The sequence below is a fragment of the Pseudomonas kulmbachensis genome, from assembly GCF_963681935.1.
GTDB lineage: Bacteria > Pseudomonadota > Gammaproteobacteria > Pseudomonadales > Pseudomonadaceae > Aquipseudomonas > Aquipseudomonas kulmbachensis.
In genome coordinates, this window is sequence record NZ_OY817088.1 from 759041 (window position 1) to 778601 (window position 19561).

Consider the following 19561-nt stretch of genomic DNA (forward strand, 5'->3'; position numbering starts at 1 on the left):
GCATTGTGGGTAAAAAATCACAGCTTAGTGACAACCCAATGACAACCAGACCTTTTGCGCACTGTGGTGCAAAATCCCGTGGCGGCGTGCCAGTGCCTTGCGGTCTTTGCTGTAACCGCCGCCAATCACCCCGACCACCGGAATATCGCGGCCCAGACAGTGGCGCATCACGCTCTCGTCACGGGCGCCAATGCCTTCGTCGGTGAGCTTCAAATAGCCCAAGGCATCATCTTTATGCACATCGACTCCGGCGTCGTAGAGCACCAGATCCGGTTGATACAGCGGCAACAGGTAATTGAGTGCCTCATCGACCACTTGCAGGTATTCGGCATCGCCCATACCCATAGGCAGGCCGATATCCCAGTCACTTTGCGCTTTGCGTGCCGGAAAGTTCTTTTCACAGTGCAGGGAAACGGTAATGGCGTCCGGCGTATGTTCAAGAATTCGTGCAGTCCCGTCGCCCTGATGCACATCGCAGTCAAAAATCAGTACCCGGTTCACCCGACCGCTTTCCAGCATGTAACGGCTGATAATCGCCAGATCATTGAAGATGCAAAAGCCTGCCGGGTGATCGTAATGCGCGTGATGGGTGCCCCCCGCCAGGTGACAGGCCAGCCCGTGCTCCAGCGCTTGTTCGGCGGCCAGTAATGAGCCGCCCACCGCACGAATGGTGCGTTGCGCCAGCGCTTCGCTCCAGGGCAGGCCCAGGCGGCGCTGATCTTCGCGGGCCAGTTCGCCCGCCATGTAGCGCTCGATATAGGTGCGGTCATGGGCCAGCGCAAGGATATCCACAGGGCAAAGTTCCGGGCGCAGCAGGTCTGCATCGCGGGTCAGTCCGGACTCGACCAGGTGATCGCGGAGCAGGCGGAATTTGTCCATCGGAAAACGATGATCTGCTGGGAACTGCGGGCTGTAGTCATCGTGGTAAATCAGCGGCACAGGCATAGGGAATTTCGCGTCGTAACGAGCGCTGGATATTAACAGCGCTGTACACTGCTCGGTAAAGCCCGGTAACAAATCGGAGAGAGTCGATGGAGCAGATCAAAGAACTCGAAAGTGCCCGTTTGCACTTACGCCCCTGGCGTGACACAGACTTGTACGAGTTCGCTGCGATGTGTGCCGATCCTCAGGTGATGCGTTATTTTCCGGCCCCGTTGAGTCGCCTCGAAAGTGCGGCGCTGATTGGCAGGATTCGCGGTCACTTTGCCGAGTACGGCTACGGTCTATGGGCACTAGAGCGTAAGGATACGGGCGCTTTTATCGGTTTCACCGGGCTAATGAATGTCTCGTTTGAGGCGCCCTTTACTCCGGCCGTTGAAATCGGCTGGCGGCTGGCACCCGAACACTGGGGTTTGGGCTACGCCAGTGAGGCGGCCTGGGCGGCATTGCGTTGTGCCTTTGATCGATTGGCCCTGGATCAGGTGGTGTCGTTTACCAGCCAGGTGAACTTGCCATCGCAAAAAGTCATGCAGGCCATTGGTATGCAACACGATCCGCACGGTGGCTTTGAACACCCTCGGTTGCCTGAAAGCGACCCGCTAAGGCCCCATGTGCTGTACCGCATTACGCGGGCACAGTGGTTGGAAACCCTGCACGGCTAAGCGGGTGCAGTAACGCGGCGAAAGCCGGAATTTTTGACCTGCGTAACGAAGATTACGAGGGTAATGCTCTGTGTGAGGAGAATCTGAATGAGCCAAGTGTTGGATGATCTGGTCAATTTGCTGACCCTGGAACCGATCGAAGAGAACCTCTTTCGCGGCAGCAGTCAGGACTTGGGCTTTCGCCAGTTGTTCGGCGGTCAGGTGCTCGGTCAATCGCTGTCGGCCATGAGCCAGACGGTTGAAGACGCCCGCCATGTGCACTCGATGCATGGCTATTTTTTACGCCCCGGCGATGCGAGCCTGCCTGTGGTGTACCAGGTTGACCGGGTGCGCGATGGCGGCAGTTTCAGCACACGCCGGGTGACTGCGATCCAGAAGGGCCAGCCGATTTTTACCAGCAGCGCTTCGTTTCAGTACGACGAGAGCGGTTTTGAGCATCAGATCCCGATGCCCGATGTAGTCGGACCGGAGAATCTGCCGTCGGAACTCGACATGATTCGTCAGCGCGCGCACCTGATTCCTGAGTCGATGCGTGAAAAGCTGCTGTGCGCCAAGCCCATCGAGTTTCGTCCGGTGGTGGGTGAAGACCCCTTCAACCCCCAGGTCAGCGACCCGATCAAGTACGTGTGGTTTCGTGCTGACGGCACACTGCCTGATTCGCCCGCCCTGCATAAATACCTGCTGGCCTACGCATCGGACTTTGGCTTGCTGACTACCTCTTTGCTGCCCCACGGCAAAGGCGTGTGGCAAAAGGATATGCAGGTTGCCAGCCTCGATCATGCGTTGTGGTTTCACGCCGATCTGCGTGCCGATGACTGGCTGCTCTATGCAATGGACAGCCCGTGGGCGGGCAACTCGCGCGGGTTCTCCCGTGGCAGCGTGTACAACCGCGCTGGCCAATTGGTAGCCTCGGTCACACAGGAAGGTTTGATCCGCCACCGCAAGGACTGGGCATGACACTCAAGGACGTAAAACACTGGGTTTTCGACATGGACGGCACCCTGACTATTGCCGTGCATGACTTTGCCGCGATTCGTCGTGAGCTGGAGATCCCTGCCGATGAAGATATCCTGACTCACCTCAACGGCTTGCCCGCGCAAGTCGCGGCAGTCAAGCACGCCTGGCTGCTGGAGCACGAGCGCGAGCTGGCGCTGGCTTCAACAGCTGCTCCGGGTGCGGTCGAACTGGTGCGCGACTTGGCCGCTCAGGGATGTCGCCTCGGCATCCTGACCCGTAATGCTCAGGAATTGGCGCATATCACGCTCAAGGCCATCGGCCTGGACCAGTGCTTCGCGCCCCAGGATGTACTGGGTCGCGACAACGCCGTACACAAGCCAGACCCGGATGGCCTTCTTCAGTTGGCGCGTGCGTGGGATGTGGCCCCGGCGAAGATGGTGATGGTGGGGGATTATCACTTTGACCTGGCCTGTGGCCGCGCTGCAGGCAGCAAAACCATATTGGTCAATGTGCCTGAAAACCCGTGGCCGGAACTGACCGACTGGCATGCCAAGGACTGTTTCGAGCTGCGCCAGTTACTTACCTGACTTAACACCTGCAGCTTCCGTAGGAGCGAGGCTGCGTTCGGTGGCGCAGCCGTCGTAAATCCAGGCAGCGCGGTACGTCAGTTAAAACGTGCACTCAGATTTTACGATCGCTTCGCAATCGAACGCAGCCTCGTTCCTTCGGCAGCTGCTACACAGGGTGTATTTACCCGCCAAACAACGCCTTCTGCCCCTCTGGCGAGGTGAACATTTGGTCGCCGTTGTGCCCAACACCAGGCACTTCGATCAGCCGCTGATTCAGCCCCTGCGGATGCTGCTGGCGCAAATACTCAAAGTAGTTCTTTGCGCGCTCCAGCCTGAAGGCGCCCTGGGCTTCGGCTTCGCAGCTTTTATCCAGTGCCGGGTGGTTGGGGTCAGTGTCCTTGGCACCTAATAAATAGGTAATGTCGCGTTCAACATAGGCCTGCTCCAGCTGTCGTTTTTTTTGCCCCATGGCGTAGGCGGGCAGATCCTTAAGCCCGTATTTCCAGGTATTGAAGCCCGGGCAGTTCGCCGAATCAAAGGTCGGAATCGGCCGCTGCGCATTGAAGTACGCATATGACGAAGGGTTGGCAATTACATAGCGCACCTTGATCCCGTCTGTCTGCAAAGCCTTGTCGGCTTGTGTCGTCAGGGCATAACGCTGCACCACTTGCGCGCCCCCTGAGTGTCCGGCAATCACTACCTCACGCAAGGCCGGGAAGCGTTTGCGGTCATTGAGGCGCTCAAGGATCTGATCCAGCGCCGCGTAAGAACTGAGCGGCGCCGGGCTCAGCGCGGGGGCACCGGCCATCCAGTCATTGGCATGCCAGCGCAAGACCGCGTCGGGCAGGGCATGGCGAGTGCCATCACGCTGATTGAGAAATTGCGGTGCAATGATCAGGGTTGTGGATAACTGCCCGGCTTGCGTCGCAGCCTGTTCGGCGCTGCGTAAATAGGTCTGGGCATTGCGCAGGCGCCCATGAATCACAATCAATGCGCGCTGCACCTGTGGCAGTGGCCGTTTCCAGTCCTGGCTCAGCCCCACGCTCAACTCGCCGGGGCCAATATTCAGACGCTCGGGGCTCAGTTCTTTAACCCCGTGCTCGGCCGCCTGAGCCATCGAGAAGGCCAGCAACAGGCCTATTATTGGCGCGATTGAGCGCACTAGCATCTAAAGCTTCGCTGCCGAGAAGGTATCGCACTGATTGATATTGCCTTGTGCAAAACCGGTCTTGAACCACTTCACCCGTTGCGCCGAAGTGCCGTGGGTAAAGGAGTCGGGCACCACGCGGCCCTGGCTTTGTTGCTGCAAACGATCATCGCCAATGGCATTGGCGGCATTCAAGGCCTCATCGATATCCCCGGGTTCCAGCCAGTTCAGGCGTTTTTGCGCATGGTTGGCCCACACACCTGCCAGGCAGTCGGCTTGTAGTTCCTGGCGCACCAGCAAGCCCCCGGCCCCCTCCATGCGCTGACCTTGTTGGCGGGCCATTTGCATTTTTGACGAGACACCCAGCAGGGTCTGCACGTGATGGCCCACTTCATGCGCGATCACATAGGCTTGGGCGAAATCGCCTCCGGCCTTGAAGCGCTGGGTCATCTCCTGGAAGAAACTCATATCCAGATAGACCTTCTGATCGGCCGGGCAGTAAAACGGCCCGGTTGCGGCCGAAGCAAAGCCGCAGGCCGAGTTCACTTGGCCGCGAAACAGCACCAGGGTCGGGTCTTTATAAGTGCGACCAGCTTGCTGAAAAATTTGCCGCCAGGTGTCTTCGGTATCGCCCAGAATCGCCCGCACAAAATCAGCTTGTTGATCATTAGCGGGAGGTGCATGCCCGGCTTGCTGGGTAACCTGGGGCGAAGATTGCTCGGTAAGCTGGCCGCTTAACTGCCCGAGAATCTGCATTGGGTCCTGTCCGGTTAACAGACCGATACCCACAATCACCACCACAGCCACTAGGCTCAAGCCTTTACCGCCGCCGATCCGCATCCCGCCGCCCCCGGTGCCTTGATCGCGTACGTCTTCAACGTTGTCGCTACGTCGGCCTTTTTTCCAAAGCATGGGGGTCGTCCTCTGATAAATCGTGTATTCAAGTGTTGTAGCTGAGTTGGGACAATGCCAGCCCGGCTGTCAGACGCTTGTTAATTGGCGAAGGAGTATGGCATTTGGGTTGATGGGTTTGCAGGTGAAGGCTACAGAGTGTATCGGCCTTTTGTGGGTAAGGGCTGACTGACGAGGGTGGGAGTGGGTCGTAGGGTGTGTTGCTCTATTCGTCCTGCATTCCCGAGGTTTCAGTGAGCTCCCACTTTTTAAATACGCCACATCAGACTTCGACCATTGGTTTCACCCATGTAGTGAAACTAATCAAAAATGCCCAACAAAATGCCGTTGTTGCCGTGAATACGCAGCTAATCGGTTTGTACTGGCAGGTGGGTGCTTTTATCAGTCAAAAGCTGGAACGAGCTGAGTGGGGGGACTCTGTAGTCGAGCAGTTGGCAGTTCACATCGCGGCTACCCAGCCTGGGCTTCGAGGGTTTACCCGTCGCAACCTGTTCCGCATGCGTCAATTTTATGAGGCATATAGAGAGGATGAAAACTTAGTGTCAGCACTGCTGACACAATTGCCCTGGACTCACCATCTGATGCTCCTGAGTCAGTGTAAATCCGCTCAGGAGCGCGAATTTTATATGCGCAGCGCCGTTGTCCAAAAATGGTCGAGTCGTGAACTGGATCGTCAGTTGGGGAGCGCGTTGTTTGAGCGAATGGTGATTCGCCCAGCCAAGCTTTCCCCTGCATTACAGGAACGTGTTGCAGGTGTAACGGATGTATTCAAAGACGCTTATTTTGTTGAGTTTCTTCAGCTACCCAGCGGGCACAACGAGTCGGGGTTACATCGAGGTTTGCTGGGGCGTTTAAAGGAGTTTCTGACTGAGTTGGGCCATGATTTTTGCTTTGTGGGCTCAGAGTATCCATTACAGGTAGGAACCAGGGATTTTGCAGTGGACCTGCTTCTGTTCCATCGTGGCTTGAATTGTCTGGTCGCGATTGAATTAAAGGTAGGACGCTTCGAACCTGAACACTTGGGCAAGCTCAACTTCTACCTCGAAGCGCTCGACCGCCACCACCGCAAAGCTCACGAAAATCCGGCAATCGGAGTATTACTGTGCGCCAGCAAGGAAGATGAAGTGGTTGAATACGCGCTGAACCGCTCGCTGTCGCCCGCTTTGATCGCCGAATATCAAACCAGGCTGCCGGACAAGAAGATTCTGCAAGCCAAGCTGCATGAGTTTTATCTGCAAAACGTCCCTGTAGATGACACGTGACCCCACCTGATCCCCGCTCCGGAGTTGTAAGCCCTGTGAACATTGATACCCGCATCAAGTACCGCCACCTCGTGTGCTTTCTGGAGATGGCGCGCCAGGGCAGTCTGGCGCGGGCGGCGGATGTGTTGGCGGTGAGCCAGCCGGCCATGTCAAAAACCCTCAAGGAGCTTGAGGAACTGCTGACGGTCAGCCTGTTTGTGCGCAGTAAAAGCGGCGTCACTCTGACCGAGGCCGGGGTGGCGTTTCTGCGTTATGCGACGCCTTCGGTGCAGGCGTTGCGCGAAGGGGTCAATGCCTTGCGTGGCGGTGAATATGTAGGAGGTACGGTGCGTCTGGGGGTGTTGTCGACGGTGGAGAGCCTGCTGATACCCGAACTGGTGCAGCGTCTGCATGCCCGGCATTCGTCGCTGGTGGTGAGTGTTGTAACTGGACCGAGTGCGTATCTGTTATCGCAATTGCGTGTAGGTGATGTTGACCTTGTGGTGGGGCGCATGACCGACAGCCCGGAAATTCAGGGCATGAATTTTGAACATCTTTACAGCGAATCCATGACCCTGGTGGCGCGTGCAGGTCATCCCCTGACACAAGGCCCGCTTGACCGCAGTTTGCTCGAAAACTACCCACTGGTATTGCCGCTGGCCAACACCACTATTCGTGCCTTTGCCGACAGCCTGTTTGTGCAATGCGGCATCAGCCAGTCCCGGCAACGGCTGGAAACTCTGTCGATTACCCTCAGTCGGCGCTACGTGCTGCGCAACGATGCGGTCTGGATCGCGCCTCTGGATGCCGTACGCCTGGACCTGGCCAGTGGCGAGCTGCAGGAAATCGACCTGGGCCAGCGCGAGCCGGGCGGCTCGATCGGTATTTGCAGCAACGCCCACGTACCGATGTCGGTGGCGGCGCAGGGCTGTGTCGAGGTTTTACGTGAATTGGGCCGGGCCTATGGGGAAGGGATTTATCCATAACCATATGGTTATGTATGGGGCTGACCTTTTCAGTAGTCCTTGGGCGTCTGTTGTTTGAAACTGGCTTCTAGCCTTTATAAAAACAACAGGAGATCGACATGTCTGATGCAGACAGCCGGCGTTTTATCATCCGTGATCGCAACTGGCACCCCAAAGCCCTGACGCCCGACTACAAAACCTCGATTGCCCGTTCCCCGCGCCAGGCGCTGGTGAGCATCCCGCAGTCGGTTAGCGAAACCAGCGGCCCTGATTTTTCCCATCTGAAATTTGGCAAGTTCGACAACGACCTGCTGCTCAATTTCAACAATGGCGGTTTGCCTATTGGCGAGCGAATCATCCTCGCGGGTCGCGTGTGCGATCAGTACGGCAAACCGATTCCTCACACCCTGGTTGAAGTTTGGCAAGCCAACGCTGGCGGTCGTTATCGCCATAAGAACGACCGTTACCTGGCACCGCTGGATCCCAACTTTGGTGGCGTAGGCCGCACCTTGACCAACAGTGAAGGGTATTACAGCTTCCGCACCGTCAAACCGGGGCCTTATCCGTGGCGTAACGGGCCAAACGACTGGCGCCCGGCGCATATTCACGTCTCCATCAGTGGCCCCTCGATAGCCACGCGGCTGATTACCCAGTTGTACTTCGAAGGCGACCCGATGATCCCGATGTGCCCGATCGTCAAATCGATTACCAACCCCGAGGCAGTGCAAAGCCTGATTGCTCGGCTGGACATGGGCGCGGCCAATCCGATGGATTGCCTGGCGTATCGCTTTGACATCGTGCTGCGCGGTCAGCGCCAGACTCACTTCGAAAACTGCTGAGGAGCCCCGTCATGCCTATCCAATTGCTACCGGAAACCCCATCGCAAACTGCTGGCCCCTATGTACATATCGGCCTGGCGCTGGCTGCGGCCGGCAACCCGTCGCGCCCTGAAGAAATCTGGAGCGAGATGGCCAAGCCGGACGCTGCGGGCGAGCACATCGTGCTGTTTGGCAACGTCTATGACGGTAATGGCCACCTGGTGCGCGACTCTTTTCTGGAGCTGTGGCAAGCCAACCATGAAGGGGTTTATGACGAAGACTTTGATTCGGAAAAAGCCTTCAACAGCTTTGGCCGTACGGCGACCACCTTCGATGCAGGTGAGTGGACGCTCAACACCATCAAGCCTGGTGTGGTGAGCAATGCGAGCGGTGTGCCGATGGCGCCGCATATCAACGTGTCGCTGTTTGCCCGTGGCATCAACATTCACCTGCAGACGCGCCTCTATTTCAGCGACGAGTCGGAGGCGAATGCCAAGTGCCCGGTGCTCAATCTGATCGAGCAGCCACAACGCCGCGAAACCTTGATCGCTCATCGCTGTGAAGTGAATGGCAAAACGGCCTATCGGTTTGATATCCGTATTCAGGGCGAAGGGGAGACGGTGTTTTTCGACTTTTAATACACCACAACACCTGTAGCAGCTGCCGAGGAACGCAGCCTTCGTTCCTCTGCAGCTGCTACGAAATTCAAGCGCGGCCGCGCCTTTGCTGCCACGCCGCCGCCAACCCGCTGACGCAGATAATCGCAATACCGACCCGGCTGGCAAGGTCAGGCGTGTGGTCGAAAAGTAACCAGCCCAAAACCCCGGAAAACACGATCTGGCAATAGCTGAATGGCGCCAGCAGTGCCGGTGCCGCCACGCGAAACGACTGGGTCAACAGCAAGTGAGCAGTCATGCCCAGGGAGCCCAGCGCCAGCATTTGCAGGCCGTGGGCCAGGGTCGGGGTTTGCCAGAAAAACGGCACCAGCGCACTCATCACCAGCACATTGAACAGCCCGGCAAAGAAGTTACTGGTGGTGGGGCTGTCATATGCGCTGAGTTTGCGCGTGAGGATCTGATAACAGCTAAAGCAGAGCGCTGCGGCCATCGGCAATAACACCGCCGGGGTAAACAACTCGCCCCCGGGGTGAATGATGATCACCACCCCGATAAATCCGCATACCACGGCCAGCCACTGCCCACGTGTAACCGTCTCGCCCAGTAAGGGCCCTGACAAAGCCGCTACCAGTAGCGGTGCCAGAAAGTTGACCGCCGTATTTTCAGCCAGTGGGATGAACAACAACCCATAGGTGAAAAACAGGCCTGAACCCAACAGGCAAATGGCCCGCAACACCTGAAGCAAAGGCCGTTTGCTGCGCAGTACCCGCAACCCTGACTGCGGCAGAAAGATCCCCGCCATCAACACGGTGTGCACCAGGTAACGTGCCCACACCACCATCACTACCGGGTAAAAACCACTGAGGTACTTGGACAGCGCATCGTGACTGGAGAACAGCGCAGTGGCTGTCACTATCAGCAAGATGCCCTTCAAAGGATGGTTCACCCCCGAAAGGGGCGTGGGCAATGTCATCGATGACCTCGTTGTGTCTATGCGTCAAACCTGTGGGATTTTGCGCGGTGCCATGAAGTACATCCACACTAACGCAATGAAGTACATCGCTGGAATCATAGTGAACAACAAGGTGTAATTATTGTTCGTGACGGTCAGTACATAGCCCACGAACTGAGTCATAAACATCCCGCCGATAGCGGCGCACATGCCGCCAAAGCCGAACACGGTACCCATCATGTGTTTGGGTGTGTAGTCCATCACCATGCTCCACACGTTGGCAGTCCAGGCCTGGTGCGCACCCAGTGCCAGAGCGATTGCGCCCACCGCAACCCACAGGTCGCTGGAGCCTGCAGCCATCACCACGCCGATGATGCTGATTGCGCACAACAGCATCGATACCAGCCGTGCCTTGACCGCCGCCATACCGCGCTTGATCAGTACCGAAGACAGAATTCCGCCGCCGACGCTGCCGAAATCCGCAGTGATGTAGATGATGATCAGCGGGATGCCCATCTGGGTAACGCTGATGCCCAGGTTGTATTGCTGGTTGAGGAACGGAGGCAACCAGTACAGGTAGAACCAGAACACCGGAGCTGTCATGGCGTAGGACAGGGCGAAGGCCCATGTGCCGCGCATCTTGAGGATGGTGCCGAAAGAAACGGTGGTTTGCTCAGGCTCTTTTTCTTGCTGGATGTAGTCCAGTTCTGCCTGGCTAACGGTTGGATGTTCTTCTGGGTTGTAGTACTTCAGGCCCCAGAAAATCAGCCAGATACCGCCCAATGCCGCCATGCACAAAAAGGCCGCTTGCCAGCCCCACACATGCAACACCAGTGGCAACAGCATTGGGGTGAACATGGCGCCGACGTTGGTCCCGGCGTTGAAGATCCCGCTGGCCACAGCCCGCTCGCTGGCCGGGAACCACAGGCGCGTGGTTTTCACGCAGGCAGGGTAGTTGGCGGCTTCGGTCAGGCCCAGGATAAAGCGGCAAATCATAAAGCCCACCGCTGAAGTAGCCAGGCCATGAGCACCGGTAGCCAGGCTCCACAGCAACACGGCGCAGAAGAACACGCGCTTGACCCCGACTCGGTCGATCAAACGTCCCTGCAGGACGAAGCCAATGGCGTAGCCCACCTGAAACCAGAAGTTGATATTGGCGTAGTCCATCGCCGTCCAGCTCATCTCTTTGGCCAGGATCGGTTGCATGACGCCCAGGGCGGCACGGTCGATAAAGTTCAGTGTGGTGGCGAAAAACACCAATGCAAGCATGCCCCAACGGGTTTTGCCAATTGCCAGGGTGCCGCGGATCTTGTCGCCGATCCCTGCGCTTGAAGCGTGGGCAGAGGTAGTGCGTGCAGTCGGAGAGGGGACCATGGTTGTTTACCCGTTTCTTGGAATTGTTATGTGGTGTTGCTCAGCTTTTGACGCAAGTAGTTCGGACTTGATGGTGGCGAGTGGACGAAAAATCGTCAATTCAAGATAGGCCATAATGTTCGATAATCGCACGCAAAACTAACCAGTTGGTACAGATTGGTTGCTCAATAATAGGGCGCCCTTAATAATCAAACCATTAAGAAATGCCGTTGCCTGCAGGCTGCGCCAATCCTGGGAGTTATTAATGAAGCGTTCGATCGCCACTGTTTCCTTGAGCGGCACCTTGCCAGAAAAGCTGGACGCCATTGCCGCGGCAGGTTTTGACGGGGTCGAGATTTTTGAAAACGACCTGCTGTATTACGACGGCAGCCCGCGTGAAGTGCGCCAGATGTGTGCCGATCTGGGGCTGGCTATTAGCCTGTTTCAACCGTTCCGTGATTTTGAAGGCTGCCGCCGCGAACGTCTTGCTCGCAACCTGGACCGCGCCGAACGCAAGTTTGACTTGATGCAAGAGCTTGGCACCGATCTGGTGTTGGTCTGCAGTAACGCTGCGGCGGACTCGGTGGGGGATCGGCAGATTTTGCTCGATGACCTGAGCCTGCTCGCCGAACGTGCAGGGGCCCGGGACCTGCGCATCGGTTACGAAGCGCTGGCCTGGGGCCGCCACGTCAATACCTGGCAACAGGTCTGGGATCTGGTGCGTGAGATCGACCATCCAAATCTTGGCGTATTGCTCGACAGCTTCCATACCTTGTCGCTCAAGGGCGATCCGAGTACGATTGCGCAAATCCCCGGCGACAAGATCTTCTTTGTGCAGATGGCCGACGCGCCGATTCTGGCGATGGATGTGCTGGAATGGAGTCGTCATTTCCGCTGTTTCCCCGGTCAGGGTGAGTTTGATCTGCCGGGCTTTCTGGCTCCAATCATACAAAGTGGCTACACCGGTCCCTTGTCGCTGGAAATCTTCAACGACGGTTTTCGTGCAGCCCCGCCCCGGGCCAATGCTGCCGACGGTTTACGCTCGTTGCTCTACCTCGAAGAGAAAACCCGCGAGCGTCTGGCGCAGCAAGCGGCACCGGGTGCGACCCTGGAACCCTTGTTCGCGCCGCCTGCAGCGAGCCAGTACGACGGCATTGAATTTCTCGAATTTGCCGTGGATGAAAATCAGGGCGCGCAATTGACTCACTGGCTCGAGCGCCTGGGGTTCAGCAAGGCGGGCCAACACCGCTCAAAGAATGTGAGCTTGCTGCGTCAGGGCGATATCAACCTGATTCTTAACGCTGAGCCGTACTCGTTCGCGCACAACTTTTTTGAGGCCCACGGCCCATCGTTATGCGCCACCGCCATTCGGGTGCAGGACAGCGCCAGCGCTCTGGCGCGTGCGGTGGCTTACAAAGGTCAGCCCTATCGCGGACTGGTCGGCCCCAATGAGCTGGAGTTGGCGGCGGTGCGTGCCCCCGATGGCAGCTTGATTTACCTGGTGGACAAGGACGCCTCCGGTAAGCCGCTGTACGAGTCGGACTTCAATATCGCGCCAACCCCCTCAACCCAGGGTGGCCTCAAGCGTATTGACCATATGGCCATGGCATTGCCCGCCGATAGCCTCGACAGCTGGGTGTTGTTCTATAAAAGCCTGCTGGATTTTGAAGCCGATGACGAAGTAGTCCTGCCAGATCCTTATGGCTTGGTAAAAAGCCGAGCGCTGCGTAGCCGTTGCAGTTCGATTCGTTTGCCGCTGAATATTTCCGAGAACAGAAACACCGCCATCTCACATGCCTTGTCGAGTTATCGCGGCTCCGGAGTGCATCACATCGCCTTTGAATGTGACGACCTGTTCGCCGAGGTCAGTCGCGCCAAAGCAGCCGGTGTACCGCTGCTGGATATTCCGCTCAACTACTACGACGACCTGGCGGCGCGTTTTGATTTCGATGACGAGTTCTTGAGCAAGCTCGCCTATTTCAACGTGTTGTATGACCGTGATGCACAGGGCGGCGAGTTGTTCCATGTGTACACCGAGCCATTTGAAGGGCGTTTTTTCTTCGAGCTTTTGCAACGCAAAAATGGCTACGCCGGGTATGGCGCGGCGAACGTTGCGGTGCGTCTGGCTGCGATGGCCAAGTCACGCAGCGGCGCGGCACGGCAGGCAAAGCTGTAAGGCGGCTTCCTTCACAGAGCAGGGCGGCCCATAATCGCGGCCATCCCAAGATGGCCGTGAGCCTTTATGACCAAGACCCAAGAAGTCGACACCGGCGCCACGGCACCGGTAGTCGAACCGCGTAAAAGCCGTAAGAACAACCCTGAGAAGACGCGCGAAAACATCCTGCAAGAAGCAATCGTCGAGTTTGTCGAACAAGGCCTGGCGGGTGCGCGCGTGGACGCTATTGCAGAGCGTACCAAGACCTCAAAGCGCATGATTTATTACTACTTCACCAGTAAGGAACAGCTCTACGTCGAGGTGCTGGAGAAACTGTACGGTGAAATTCGCAGCATCGAAGGTCGCTTGAATCTGGATCAGCTTGAACCGGTAGAAGCGATTCGGCGGCTGGTGGAGTTCACCTTCGATCACCACGATATGAACGCGGATTTTGTGCGCATCGTCAGCATCGAAAATATCCACAAAGGTGAATACATCAAGCGCTCGGAAGGGATCAAGGACATGAACGACACCATTGTGCAGGCGCTTGAAAGCATCCTGCAGCGTGGCGTTGAACAGAAGGTATTCCGTGTTGGGCTGAACCCGCTGGATGTTCACTTGCTCGTCAGTTCGTTCTGTTTTTATCGCGTGTCGAATCGGTACACGCTCGGCGAGATTTTCCAGATCGACTTGTCTGATGCGCAAATCAAGCAGCGCCAACGTGAGATGATTTGCGACTCAGTACTGCGTTATCTGCAGGCTTGATCCTAAGGTTATGCCTTGGGAATTAATATCAATTGAAAATCATTCTCGACAAAAAGTAAGATAGCGACCCCTTTCCTTCATGCTCAGGGAGTCGGTTTGTCGGATATGGACCTCAAAGGCTTGTTCCTCAAGCATGCCAGTACCCTGCGTGGGTATCTGGCGCGCAAGGTACGGGACCCTCAACTGGCAGCGGATCTGGTGCAGGAAAGTTTTCTGCGCATGGCAGAGCGTGGGCGCAAGGAGCGAATCGACAACTCCCCCGGTTATCTCTATCGCATTGCTGGCAACTTGCTGGTCGATCACATTCGCCAGGAAACCCGGCGCAAGACCGACACGGTAACCCACGAAGCGCTGGCCGAAATCGAAGACGAAATGGCAGGCCTGGAGGCCCAGGCAATGGCAGAACAACAGCGCATGGCGCTAAAACAGGCATTGTCCGAATTGCCGGAACGCACCCAGGAAATCTTCCGCCTCAACCGCATCGAGGGCATGACCCATGCTCAAGTCGCGCGTCACCTTGAAATTTCCGACAGTTCAGTGCAAAAACATCTGTCGAAAGCTTTGGCCTACGTCATGCAGCGCCTACAAGAGCCTGAGAAATAACCTCCACATTTGTCGATGAATGGCTTACTGAGTTTCAGCCAACAAGACGTCACTGCTTATATATAACGAGAAATAGAGATTCACACGTGAATAGCCAAGGCCCCCAACAGCAGATGATTACTGAAGCGGCCGCCGAGTGGGCGGTGCGTCTGCACGCGGGTGCATTGAGTGAAGAGGCGCAAGCGCAACTGGAGCAGTGGCTGGCTGCCGACGAGCGCCATGCGCCTGCGCTGCGCTTTGCCGAACAGACATGGGCGGCACTGGGGGAGCTGGCGCTGGAGAGCAGGCCCATCCCCCACCGCCAGCGCATGGCAGAGGCTGGGACAGTGCCGATGACTCGCCGTCGGCGCCCACTGCGTTGGGTTGGGCGTGCGGCGGTGCTGTCGCTGGTGCTGGCCGTGGGCTGGGTCAGTGGCCCGACGGCGCTGTTACAGATGCAGGCCGACTACCGCACTGGCGCAGGAGAACTTCGCACGGTTCAGCTGGATGATGGCAGTTCGGTAGAACTGGACGCGGCCAGTGCAATCAGTATCGACTACGACAGCAGCGAACGGCGGATCAGCCTGTTGGCGGGTTCAGCGGTGTTTGATGTAGCCCCGATGGATGACGCCGAAACCCGGCCATTTGTGGTGCAAAGCGCGGGTGGACGGACCAAGGCACTGGGCACTCAATTCGTGGTGGGCCGGGAAGACCGAGACCAGGCTTGGGTCGGTGTATTGCAGCATAGCGTTGCGGTCAACCTGCAAAGCCAGCCGGCGCAAGGCTCGGCGCAGCAAATCCTGGAAGAAGGCCAAAGCGTCCGCTACAGCGCAAAAGGTGGAGTACAGAAACTGCCTGGATTTGACCTGAGCGCGGCGACGAGCTGGCGCCGCGGCGTGCTGATCTTTGACCGCCAGCCGTTGGCGCAGGTGATTGAGCAGCTCAACCGTTATCGTCCCGGCCAGATCGTATTGGCCAACCGGGCCTTGGCCAGTCGACAGGTCAGCGGCGTATTCCGCCTGGAGATGCTCGACAGCGCACTGCAAACCCTGACCCAGGAGCTGCACGTAAAACGCGTCGAACTGGCGGGCGTCAGCCTGATTTACTGACTTTGCGCTGACCCTGTAGCCGCTGCCGAAGGCTGCGATGGCTGCGCAGCGGCCCTGCTGTTTTGGCCCTTATCGCAGCTTGCGGCAGCGGCTACAAACGCAAGATGGGGCCTCCTTTCGTATTGGATAAATACTTTTTGAAAACTAATCGCAAAAACCTTTACTGACTTTCTCCCGGTAACACGTCTTGCTATTGAGATTCATTCGCAAAGCAGCTCGTGCAACCTGGGGATAATAAAAATGATCGGTAGTCAGCGCAAAGGGGTGCGGTCCGCAAGTCGGTTAGCCTTTGCTGTTCATGTCGGGATTGTTGCCGTGTTGGCGGCGCAAACGCCGGTGCATGCTGCGCCAAAAGCCAGCAGTGCGGTGCAACAGGAATTTATCGCCTTCCATATTGCGGCGCAGCCGCTGGACAAGGCGGTACTGATCTTCGCCGAACAGGCAGGCCTGCAAGTGCTGTTCGACAGCCAGGTGCTACGCGGCCTGCAGGCACAGGCACTGAACGGAGACTTCGGCGTCCAGGAAGGCCTGGCCCGCTTGCTGGGCAACAACCCGGTGGAATACCGCTTCACCGGCGAACGCCAGGTCACCCTGACCCGCGTCAGCGGAGAACACGCAGGCGCGCTGGCGCTGGGCACTACCTCCGTGACTGCCAGCGAAGGCAACAGTGGGGATTGGGTGTACCAGACCCCCGAAGCGGTGTCCGTTATCACCCGCGAGCAAATCAACAAGCGCGCCCCTCGTCACACAGCCGACATGCTGGAAGAAACCCCAGGCGTTTACACGGCAGTAGACCAGCGTGACCCCGGCTTGTCCGTCAACATCCGCGGCCTTCAGGACTATGGTCGGGTCAACATGAACGTTGACGGCATGCGCCAGAACTTCAACGTCAATGGTCACCAGCATCGCAACGGTGTGATGCTGATCGATCCGGAAATGATCTCGAGCATCGAAATCGATAAAGGCACCCAATCCGGTATGGGCGGCGCGGCAGTGCTGGGTGGTATTGCCACTTTTAAAACCCTTGAAGCCAGTGAGTTTTTGAAGGATGGCAAAGAGTTCGGCGGGCGTGTCCGCGCCGGCACTGGCATCGGTGAACTGGGTAACGGCACATACTTCAACGGTGGCGGGGTGTTCGCCTTCGGTAATGAGATTGGCGATGCCTTGTTTGCGTACAGCGAACGACATTTCGGCAACTACCGCAGCGGTCGGCAAAACGCCGACAACCTTGGGGATGAGATCCGCGTCAAACAAACCCGCCGCGAAGCCTGGAACAACTGGCTGAACAATGAGGTGGGTGATGCGGGCAGTGTGACGCGCTCGCAGATGGTCAAGTTCGGCCTCAACTTGCCCAATGATCAGCGTGTGCAACTGAACTACCTGAACACCGACAGCGACAGCAACGACTCATGGACTTACGCGATCAACAACGAGACGGACTATGAGTACAGACGGCACAGTAAAAATAACCTTGGCACCGCCAACTATGGGCTCGATTACAGCTACAACCCGGACAGCGAACTGATCGACTTCAAGAGCAAAGTGTATTTCGTCAGTACGGAACTGGTGCGTTCCAATGCTGGGCATCTAACGAGCGAAGTACGGAATAACTACGATCCTTACAAAGATTTTTTCCGCACGGATACCTGGGGCATTCAAGGCGAGAACACCTCGCGCTTCAACTTCGATGCCTACGGTTTGTTGACCTGGAATTATGGCCTGGAGATGTACCAGGACACCTTCAAGCCCAAGAGTAATAAAGTTGCGGCCTTGAGTGAAGTGGTCAAGCCTTATGTTGAGGGGGCCGACCCTTCTGGCAAACGTACCATGGCCAGCCTGTTCAGCAATCTGGAATACGATTACAACGGCTGGCTGACCCTTAATGGCGGCTTGCGGTATGACCGTTATCGTCTTGAAGGCAAGACAGGCATGACGCTCTTCCGTAGACAAATCATTCGTTATGAGAATGGTGTGCCAGTGGTGAATTCGGACCCTGCAAAGCGCGTCGAAGATACGTATGACCTGGATGAAGAAAGCGGCAAGTTTTCACCCACGTTCGGTATTGCGATCAAACCCGGCGTTGACTGGCTTCAGTTGTATGCACGTTGGGGCAAAGGTTGGCGGCCACCGGCGGTGACCGAAGTATTGATGACGGGGCGGCCCCATGGCGGCAATGCCCCTGAACGGGTGTTCCCAAACCCCTTCCTCAAGGCAGAGGAATCCAGAGAGTGGGAAGTGGGCTTTAATATATTTAAAGAATCGTTGTTTTTTAACAATGATCGGCTGGGCATGAAGATCTCCTACTTTGATAACCGAATCAAAAACTTCACATTTATGCAGTACGGTATCGCGCTTCCTGAAGCACAAAATAATTTTGGTGATCTGGCATACGTTAATAATTTGAATGACACACGCTTCAGGGGGGTTGAGTACCAGCTCAACTATGATATGGGGCGTGTGTATACTAACTTGAGTTACACCCATATGATTGGTACTAACGATTTTTGCGCAAATGATCACTATCTTGGAGGCGCCAAAAAAAGTGGTAAGAGGTTTAAGGATTATTTGGAGCGCTATGTAAGACCTGATGGGACAATGGGTTTTAGAAAGGTGAGAGAGAGTGAGTATCTGGATAATAATGAAATGAACAACTACGTCGCATGCGGCGGCATCATGGGCAGCGCGGCGCATATGCCTGCAGACCGGGGATCTTTAACGGTTGGTGCGCGTTTCCTGGAACGACGGTTGGATACGGGTATTCGTTTACGCTATAGCCGCGGAAACGGCGCCGATATGAATGCGCATAATTACTACGATATTGAACAAGCTACCTGGCCTAAATACAGTGTGTATGATCTGTATGCAAGTTATTGGCCCACTAATGATGTGAACCTTACATTAGTGCTGGAGAACGCCACTGATGAGGCATATTTCGTTGCCATGGGCGATGCCAATAACTTGAGTTTGGCTCGGGGTCGCACCTTAAGCGGGATGCTCGAATACAAATTTTAAACAACAGCGAGTTTTCGTTGTTAACGGATTTTGCTCGTATTGAGCAAAAGCACGCAGTCGTGTGCAGGTTGTCACTAAATCTATCAATGGAAGAAAGTAAACATGACTATCTCAGTAACTTATAATTCTCTGTACGGCGATATTTCGGTTAAAGATGTGTTGAGCGAATGGTCGACCGGTTTCCGCACTGCTGATCATGGCACCGCGAATACCGGTGGTTTCAACACCGGCGGCCGTGCAATGACAGGCGAGCAGTATGCAACTCAGGGGGCCAATGGTTCGAACTACGCCTTTGTGGCTGAGAGCAATACGGATAATGGTTTGAACTACGTGTTTAATCCGAAACTGTCTGCGGGCGACAACATGAACCACTTCCTGTGGGGCAGCCTGGATAACGTGCAGTTGGGTGAAGTACTTGGCGGTGGTAAGGGCAGCGACTTTACACTGGACGACTACACCGTCAGCTTCAACGGCCTCGACCTGTCTGCCGCCAGCGATGCTGGCCGTGCTGGCAACGCTGTTCAGGACGTGATCTACGGCCTGATGAAAGGCGACGTGTCGGGTCTGGAAGGTGTGCTCAACAACCTGCTGAGCGGCTTCGGCCTGAGCACCGATTCGACCTTCGACCAGTTGGCGGCTGCCGGCCTGGCTCACTCCGATGCACCGCTGGCTGCTGATATCAGCCTAGTAGGCGTGCAGGAGCTGGTTCAAGACTGGGCACTGGCGGCGTAATACTCGCCTGCTTCAGTGAACACCACCAATCCTGTGGGAGCCGGGCTTGCCCGCGATTGCATCGACACGGTCTG

At 56.5% G+C, this 19561-nt stretch carries 18 protein-coding genes; 13 read left to right on the top strand and 5 right to left on the bottom strand.

The annotated features are described in order from the left end of the window. Positions 1 to 24: 24 nt before the first annotated feature. Positions 25 to 945 (bottom strand): histone deacetylase family protein, encoded by a 921-nt coding sequence (locus U5A05_RS03650; protein WP_261740854.1) that lies wholly within the window; start codon positions 943 to 945, stop codon positions 25 to 27. A gap of 86 nt (positions 946 to 1031) precedes the next feature. Here U5A05_RS03650 and U5A05_RS03655 point away from each other — a divergent pair, with 86 nt between their 5' ends. From U5A05_RS03655 to U5A05_RS03665, 3 genes are all read left to right on the top strand, one after another. Then, on the top strand, positions 1032 to 1601 hold the full coding sequence (locus tag U5A05_RS03655; protein ID WP_261740855.1) for a GNAT family N-acetyltransferase: 570 nt from the start codon (positions 1032 to 1034) through the stop codon (positions 1599 to 1601). Positions 1602 to 1688: 87 nt separating this feature from the next. After that, positions 1689 to 2558: an acyl-CoA thioesterase II gene (tesB, locus tag U5A05_RS03660; RefSeq protein ID WP_261740856.1), complete on the top strand. Its 870-nt coding sequence runs from the start codon at positions 1689 to 1691 to the stop codon at positions 2556 to 2558. Continuing rightward, positions 2555 to 3145, top strand: a complete 591-nt coding sequence (locus U5A05_RS03665) for an HAD family hydrolase (protein ID WP_321835788.1) — start codon at positions 2555 to 2557, stop codon at positions 3143 to 3145. Before tesB ends, U5A05_RS03665 begins: the two co-directional genes overlap by 4 nt. Before the next feature lie 163 nt (positions 3146 to 3308). Here the strand turns inward: U5A05_RS03665 and U5A05_RS03670 are convergent, their stop codons facing one another. Together U5A05_RS03670 and ypfJ are read right to left on the bottom strand one after the other, a co-directional pair. Then, positions 3309 to 4295: an alpha/beta hydrolase gene (locus U5A05_RS03670; protein WP_321835789.1), complete on the bottom strand. Its 987-nt coding sequence runs from the start codon at positions 4293 to 4295 to the stop codon at positions 3309 to 3311. After that, positions 4296 to 5186 (bottom strand): KPN_02809 family neutral zinc metallopeptidase, encoded by an 891-nt coding sequence (gene ypfJ / locus U5A05_RS03675; protein WP_321835790.1) that lies wholly within the window; start codon positions 5184 to 5186, stop codon positions 4296 to 4298. It lies immediately after the preceding gene. Positions 5187 to 5461: 275 nt separating this feature from the next. On the opposite strand from ypfJ, the gene U5A05_RS03680 reads away from it, so the two are divergent. The 4 genes from U5A05_RS03680 to pcaG all read left to right on the top strand — a co-directional run bounded on the left by U5A05_RS03680 (position 5462) and on the right by pcaG (position 8848). After that, entirely contained in the window at positions 5462 to 6448 is a 987-nt protein-coding gene (locus U5A05_RS03680; protein ID WP_405046641.1) for a PDDEXK nuclease domain-containing protein, read from the top strand. A gap of 35 nt (positions 6449 to 6483) precedes the next feature. Continuing rightward, on the top strand, positions 6484 to 7413 hold the full coding sequence (gene pcaQ, locus U5A05_RS03685) for a pca operon transcription factor PcaQ (protein WP_261740861.1): 930 nt from the start codon (positions 6484 to 6486) through the stop codon (positions 7411 to 7413). A gap of 98 nt (positions 7414 to 7511) precedes the next feature. Further along, positions 7512 to 8231, top strand: a complete 720-nt coding sequence (gene pcaH / locus U5A05_RS03690; protein WP_261740862.1) for a protocatechuate 3,4-dioxygenase subunit beta — start codon at positions 7512 to 7514, stop codon at positions 8229 to 8231. Between the two features lie 11 nt (positions 8232 to 8242). Further along, on the top strand, positions 8243 to 8848 hold the full coding sequence (pcaG, locus tag U5A05_RS03695; RefSeq protein WP_321835791.1) for a protocatechuate 3,4-dioxygenase subunit alpha: 606 nt from the start codon (positions 8243 to 8245) through the stop codon (positions 8846 to 8848). 67 nt (positions 8849 to 8915) lie between these two features. Here the strand turns inward: pcaG and U5A05_RS03700 are convergent, their stop codons facing one another. Then, a complete protein-coding gene (locus tag U5A05_RS03700; RefSeq protein ID WP_261740864.1) occupies positions 8916 to 9800 on the bottom strand; it encodes a DMT family transporter in 885 nt (294 codons plus the stop codon). 24 nt (positions 9801 to 9824) lie between these two features. Beyond that, complete coding sequence (locus U5A05_RS03705) at positions 9825 to 11153, bottom strand: MFS transporter (protein ID WP_321835792.1); 1329 nt, start codon at positions 11151 to 11153, stop codon at positions 9825 to 9827. Between the two features lie 244 nt (positions 11154 to 11397). Here U5A05_RS03705 and quiC point away from each other — a divergent pair, with 244 nt between their 5' ends. From quiC to U5A05_RS03735, 6 genes are all read left to right on the top strand, one after another. After that, complete coding sequence (gene quiC, locus U5A05_RS03710; RefSeq protein ID WP_321835793.1) at positions 11398 to 13308, top strand: 3-dehydroshikimate dehydratase QuiC; 1911 nt, start codon at positions 11398 to 11400, stop codon at positions 13306 to 13308. Between the two features lie 66 nt (positions 13309 to 13374). Beyond that, positions 13375 to 14052, top strand: coding sequence for a TetR/AcrR family transcriptional regulator (locus tag U5A05_RS03715; RefSeq protein WP_261740867.1), 678 nt, complete (start codon positions 13375 to 13377; stop codon positions 14050 to 14052). Positions 14053 to 14148: 96 nt separating this feature from the next. Further along, on the top strand, positions 14149 to 14655 hold the full coding sequence (locus tag U5A05_RS03720; protein ID WP_261740868.1) for an RNA polymerase sigma factor: 507 nt from the start codon (positions 14149 to 14151) through the stop codon (positions 14653 to 14655). 86 nt (positions 14656 to 14741) lie between these two features. Next, positions 14742 to 15743 (top strand): FecR family protein, encoded by a 1002-nt coding sequence (locus U5A05_RS03725; protein WP_321835794.1) that lies wholly within the window; start codon positions 14742 to 14744, stop codon positions 15741 to 15743. Between the two features lie 240 nt (positions 15744 to 15983). Continuing rightward, complete coding sequence (locus U5A05_RS03730; protein WP_321835795.1) at positions 15984 to 18755, top strand: TonB-dependent receptor; 2772 nt, start codon at positions 15984 to 15986, stop codon at positions 18753 to 18755. A gap of 102 nt (positions 18756 to 18857) precedes the next feature. Then, positions 18858 to 19487 (top strand): heme acquisition protein HasA, encoded by a 630-nt coding sequence (locus tag U5A05_RS03735; protein ID WP_261740871.1) that lies wholly within the window; start codon positions 18858 to 18860, stop codon positions 19485 to 19487. Positions 19488 to 19561: the final 74 nt, after the last annotated feature.

Bases quoted from the DNA above. Each gene is read 5' to 3' on its own strand.
- U5A05_RS03735 (WP_261740871.1), top strand. From the start codon at position 18,858: ATGACTATCTCAGTAACTTATAATTCTCTGTACGGCGATATTTCGGTT.
- U5A05_RS03700 (WP_261740864.1), bottom strand. From the start codon at position 9,800: ATGACATTGCCCACGCCCCTTTCGGGGGTGAACCATCCTTTGAAGGGC.
- quiC (WP_321835793.1), top strand. From the start codon at position 11,398: ATGAAGCGTTCGATCGCCACTGTTTCCTTGAGCGGCACCTTGCCAGAA.
- tesB (WP_261740856.1), top strand. From the start codon at position 1,689: ATGAGCCAAGTGTTGGATGATCTGGTCAATTTGCTGACCCTGGAACCG.
- U5A05_RS03715 (WP_261740867.1), top strand. From the start codon at position 13,375: ATGACCAAGACCCAAGAAGTCGACACCGGCGCCACGGCACCGGTAGTC.
- U5A05_RS03650 (WP_261740854.1), bottom strand. From the start codon at position 945: ATGCCTGTGCCGCTGATTTACCACGATGACTACAGCCCGCAGTTCCCA.
- U5A05_RS03665 (WP_321835788.1), top strand. From the start codon at position 2,555: ATGACACTCAAGGACGTAAAACACTGGGTTTTCGACATGGACGGCACC.
- U5A05_RS03655 (WP_261740855.1), top strand. From the start codon at position 1,032: ATGGAGCAGATCAAAGAACTCGAAAGTGCCCGTTTGCACTTACGCCCC.
- U5A05_RS03730 (WP_321835795.1), top strand. From the start codon at position 15,984: ATGATCGGTAGTCAGCGCAAAGGGGTGCGGTCCGCAAGTCGGTTAGCC.
- pcaG (WP_321835791.1), top strand. From the start codon at position 8,243: ATGCCTATCCAATTGCTACCGGAAACCCCATCGCAAACTGCTGGCCCC.
- ypfJ (WP_321835790.1), bottom strand. From the start codon at position 5,186: ATGCTTTGGAAAAAAGGCCGACGTAGCGACAACGTTGAAGACGTACGC.
- U5A05_RS03705 (WP_321835792.1), bottom strand. From the start codon at position 11,153: ATGGTCCCCTCTCCGACTGCACGCACTACCTCTGCCCACGCTTCAAGC.
- pcaH (WP_261740862.1), top strand. From the start codon at position 7,512: ATGTCTGATGCAGACAGCCGGCGTTTTATCATCCGTGATCGCAACTGG.
- U5A05_RS03670 (WP_321835789.1), bottom strand. From the start codon at position 4,295: ATGCTAGTGCGCTCAATCGCGCCAATAATAGGCCTGTTGCTGGCCTTC.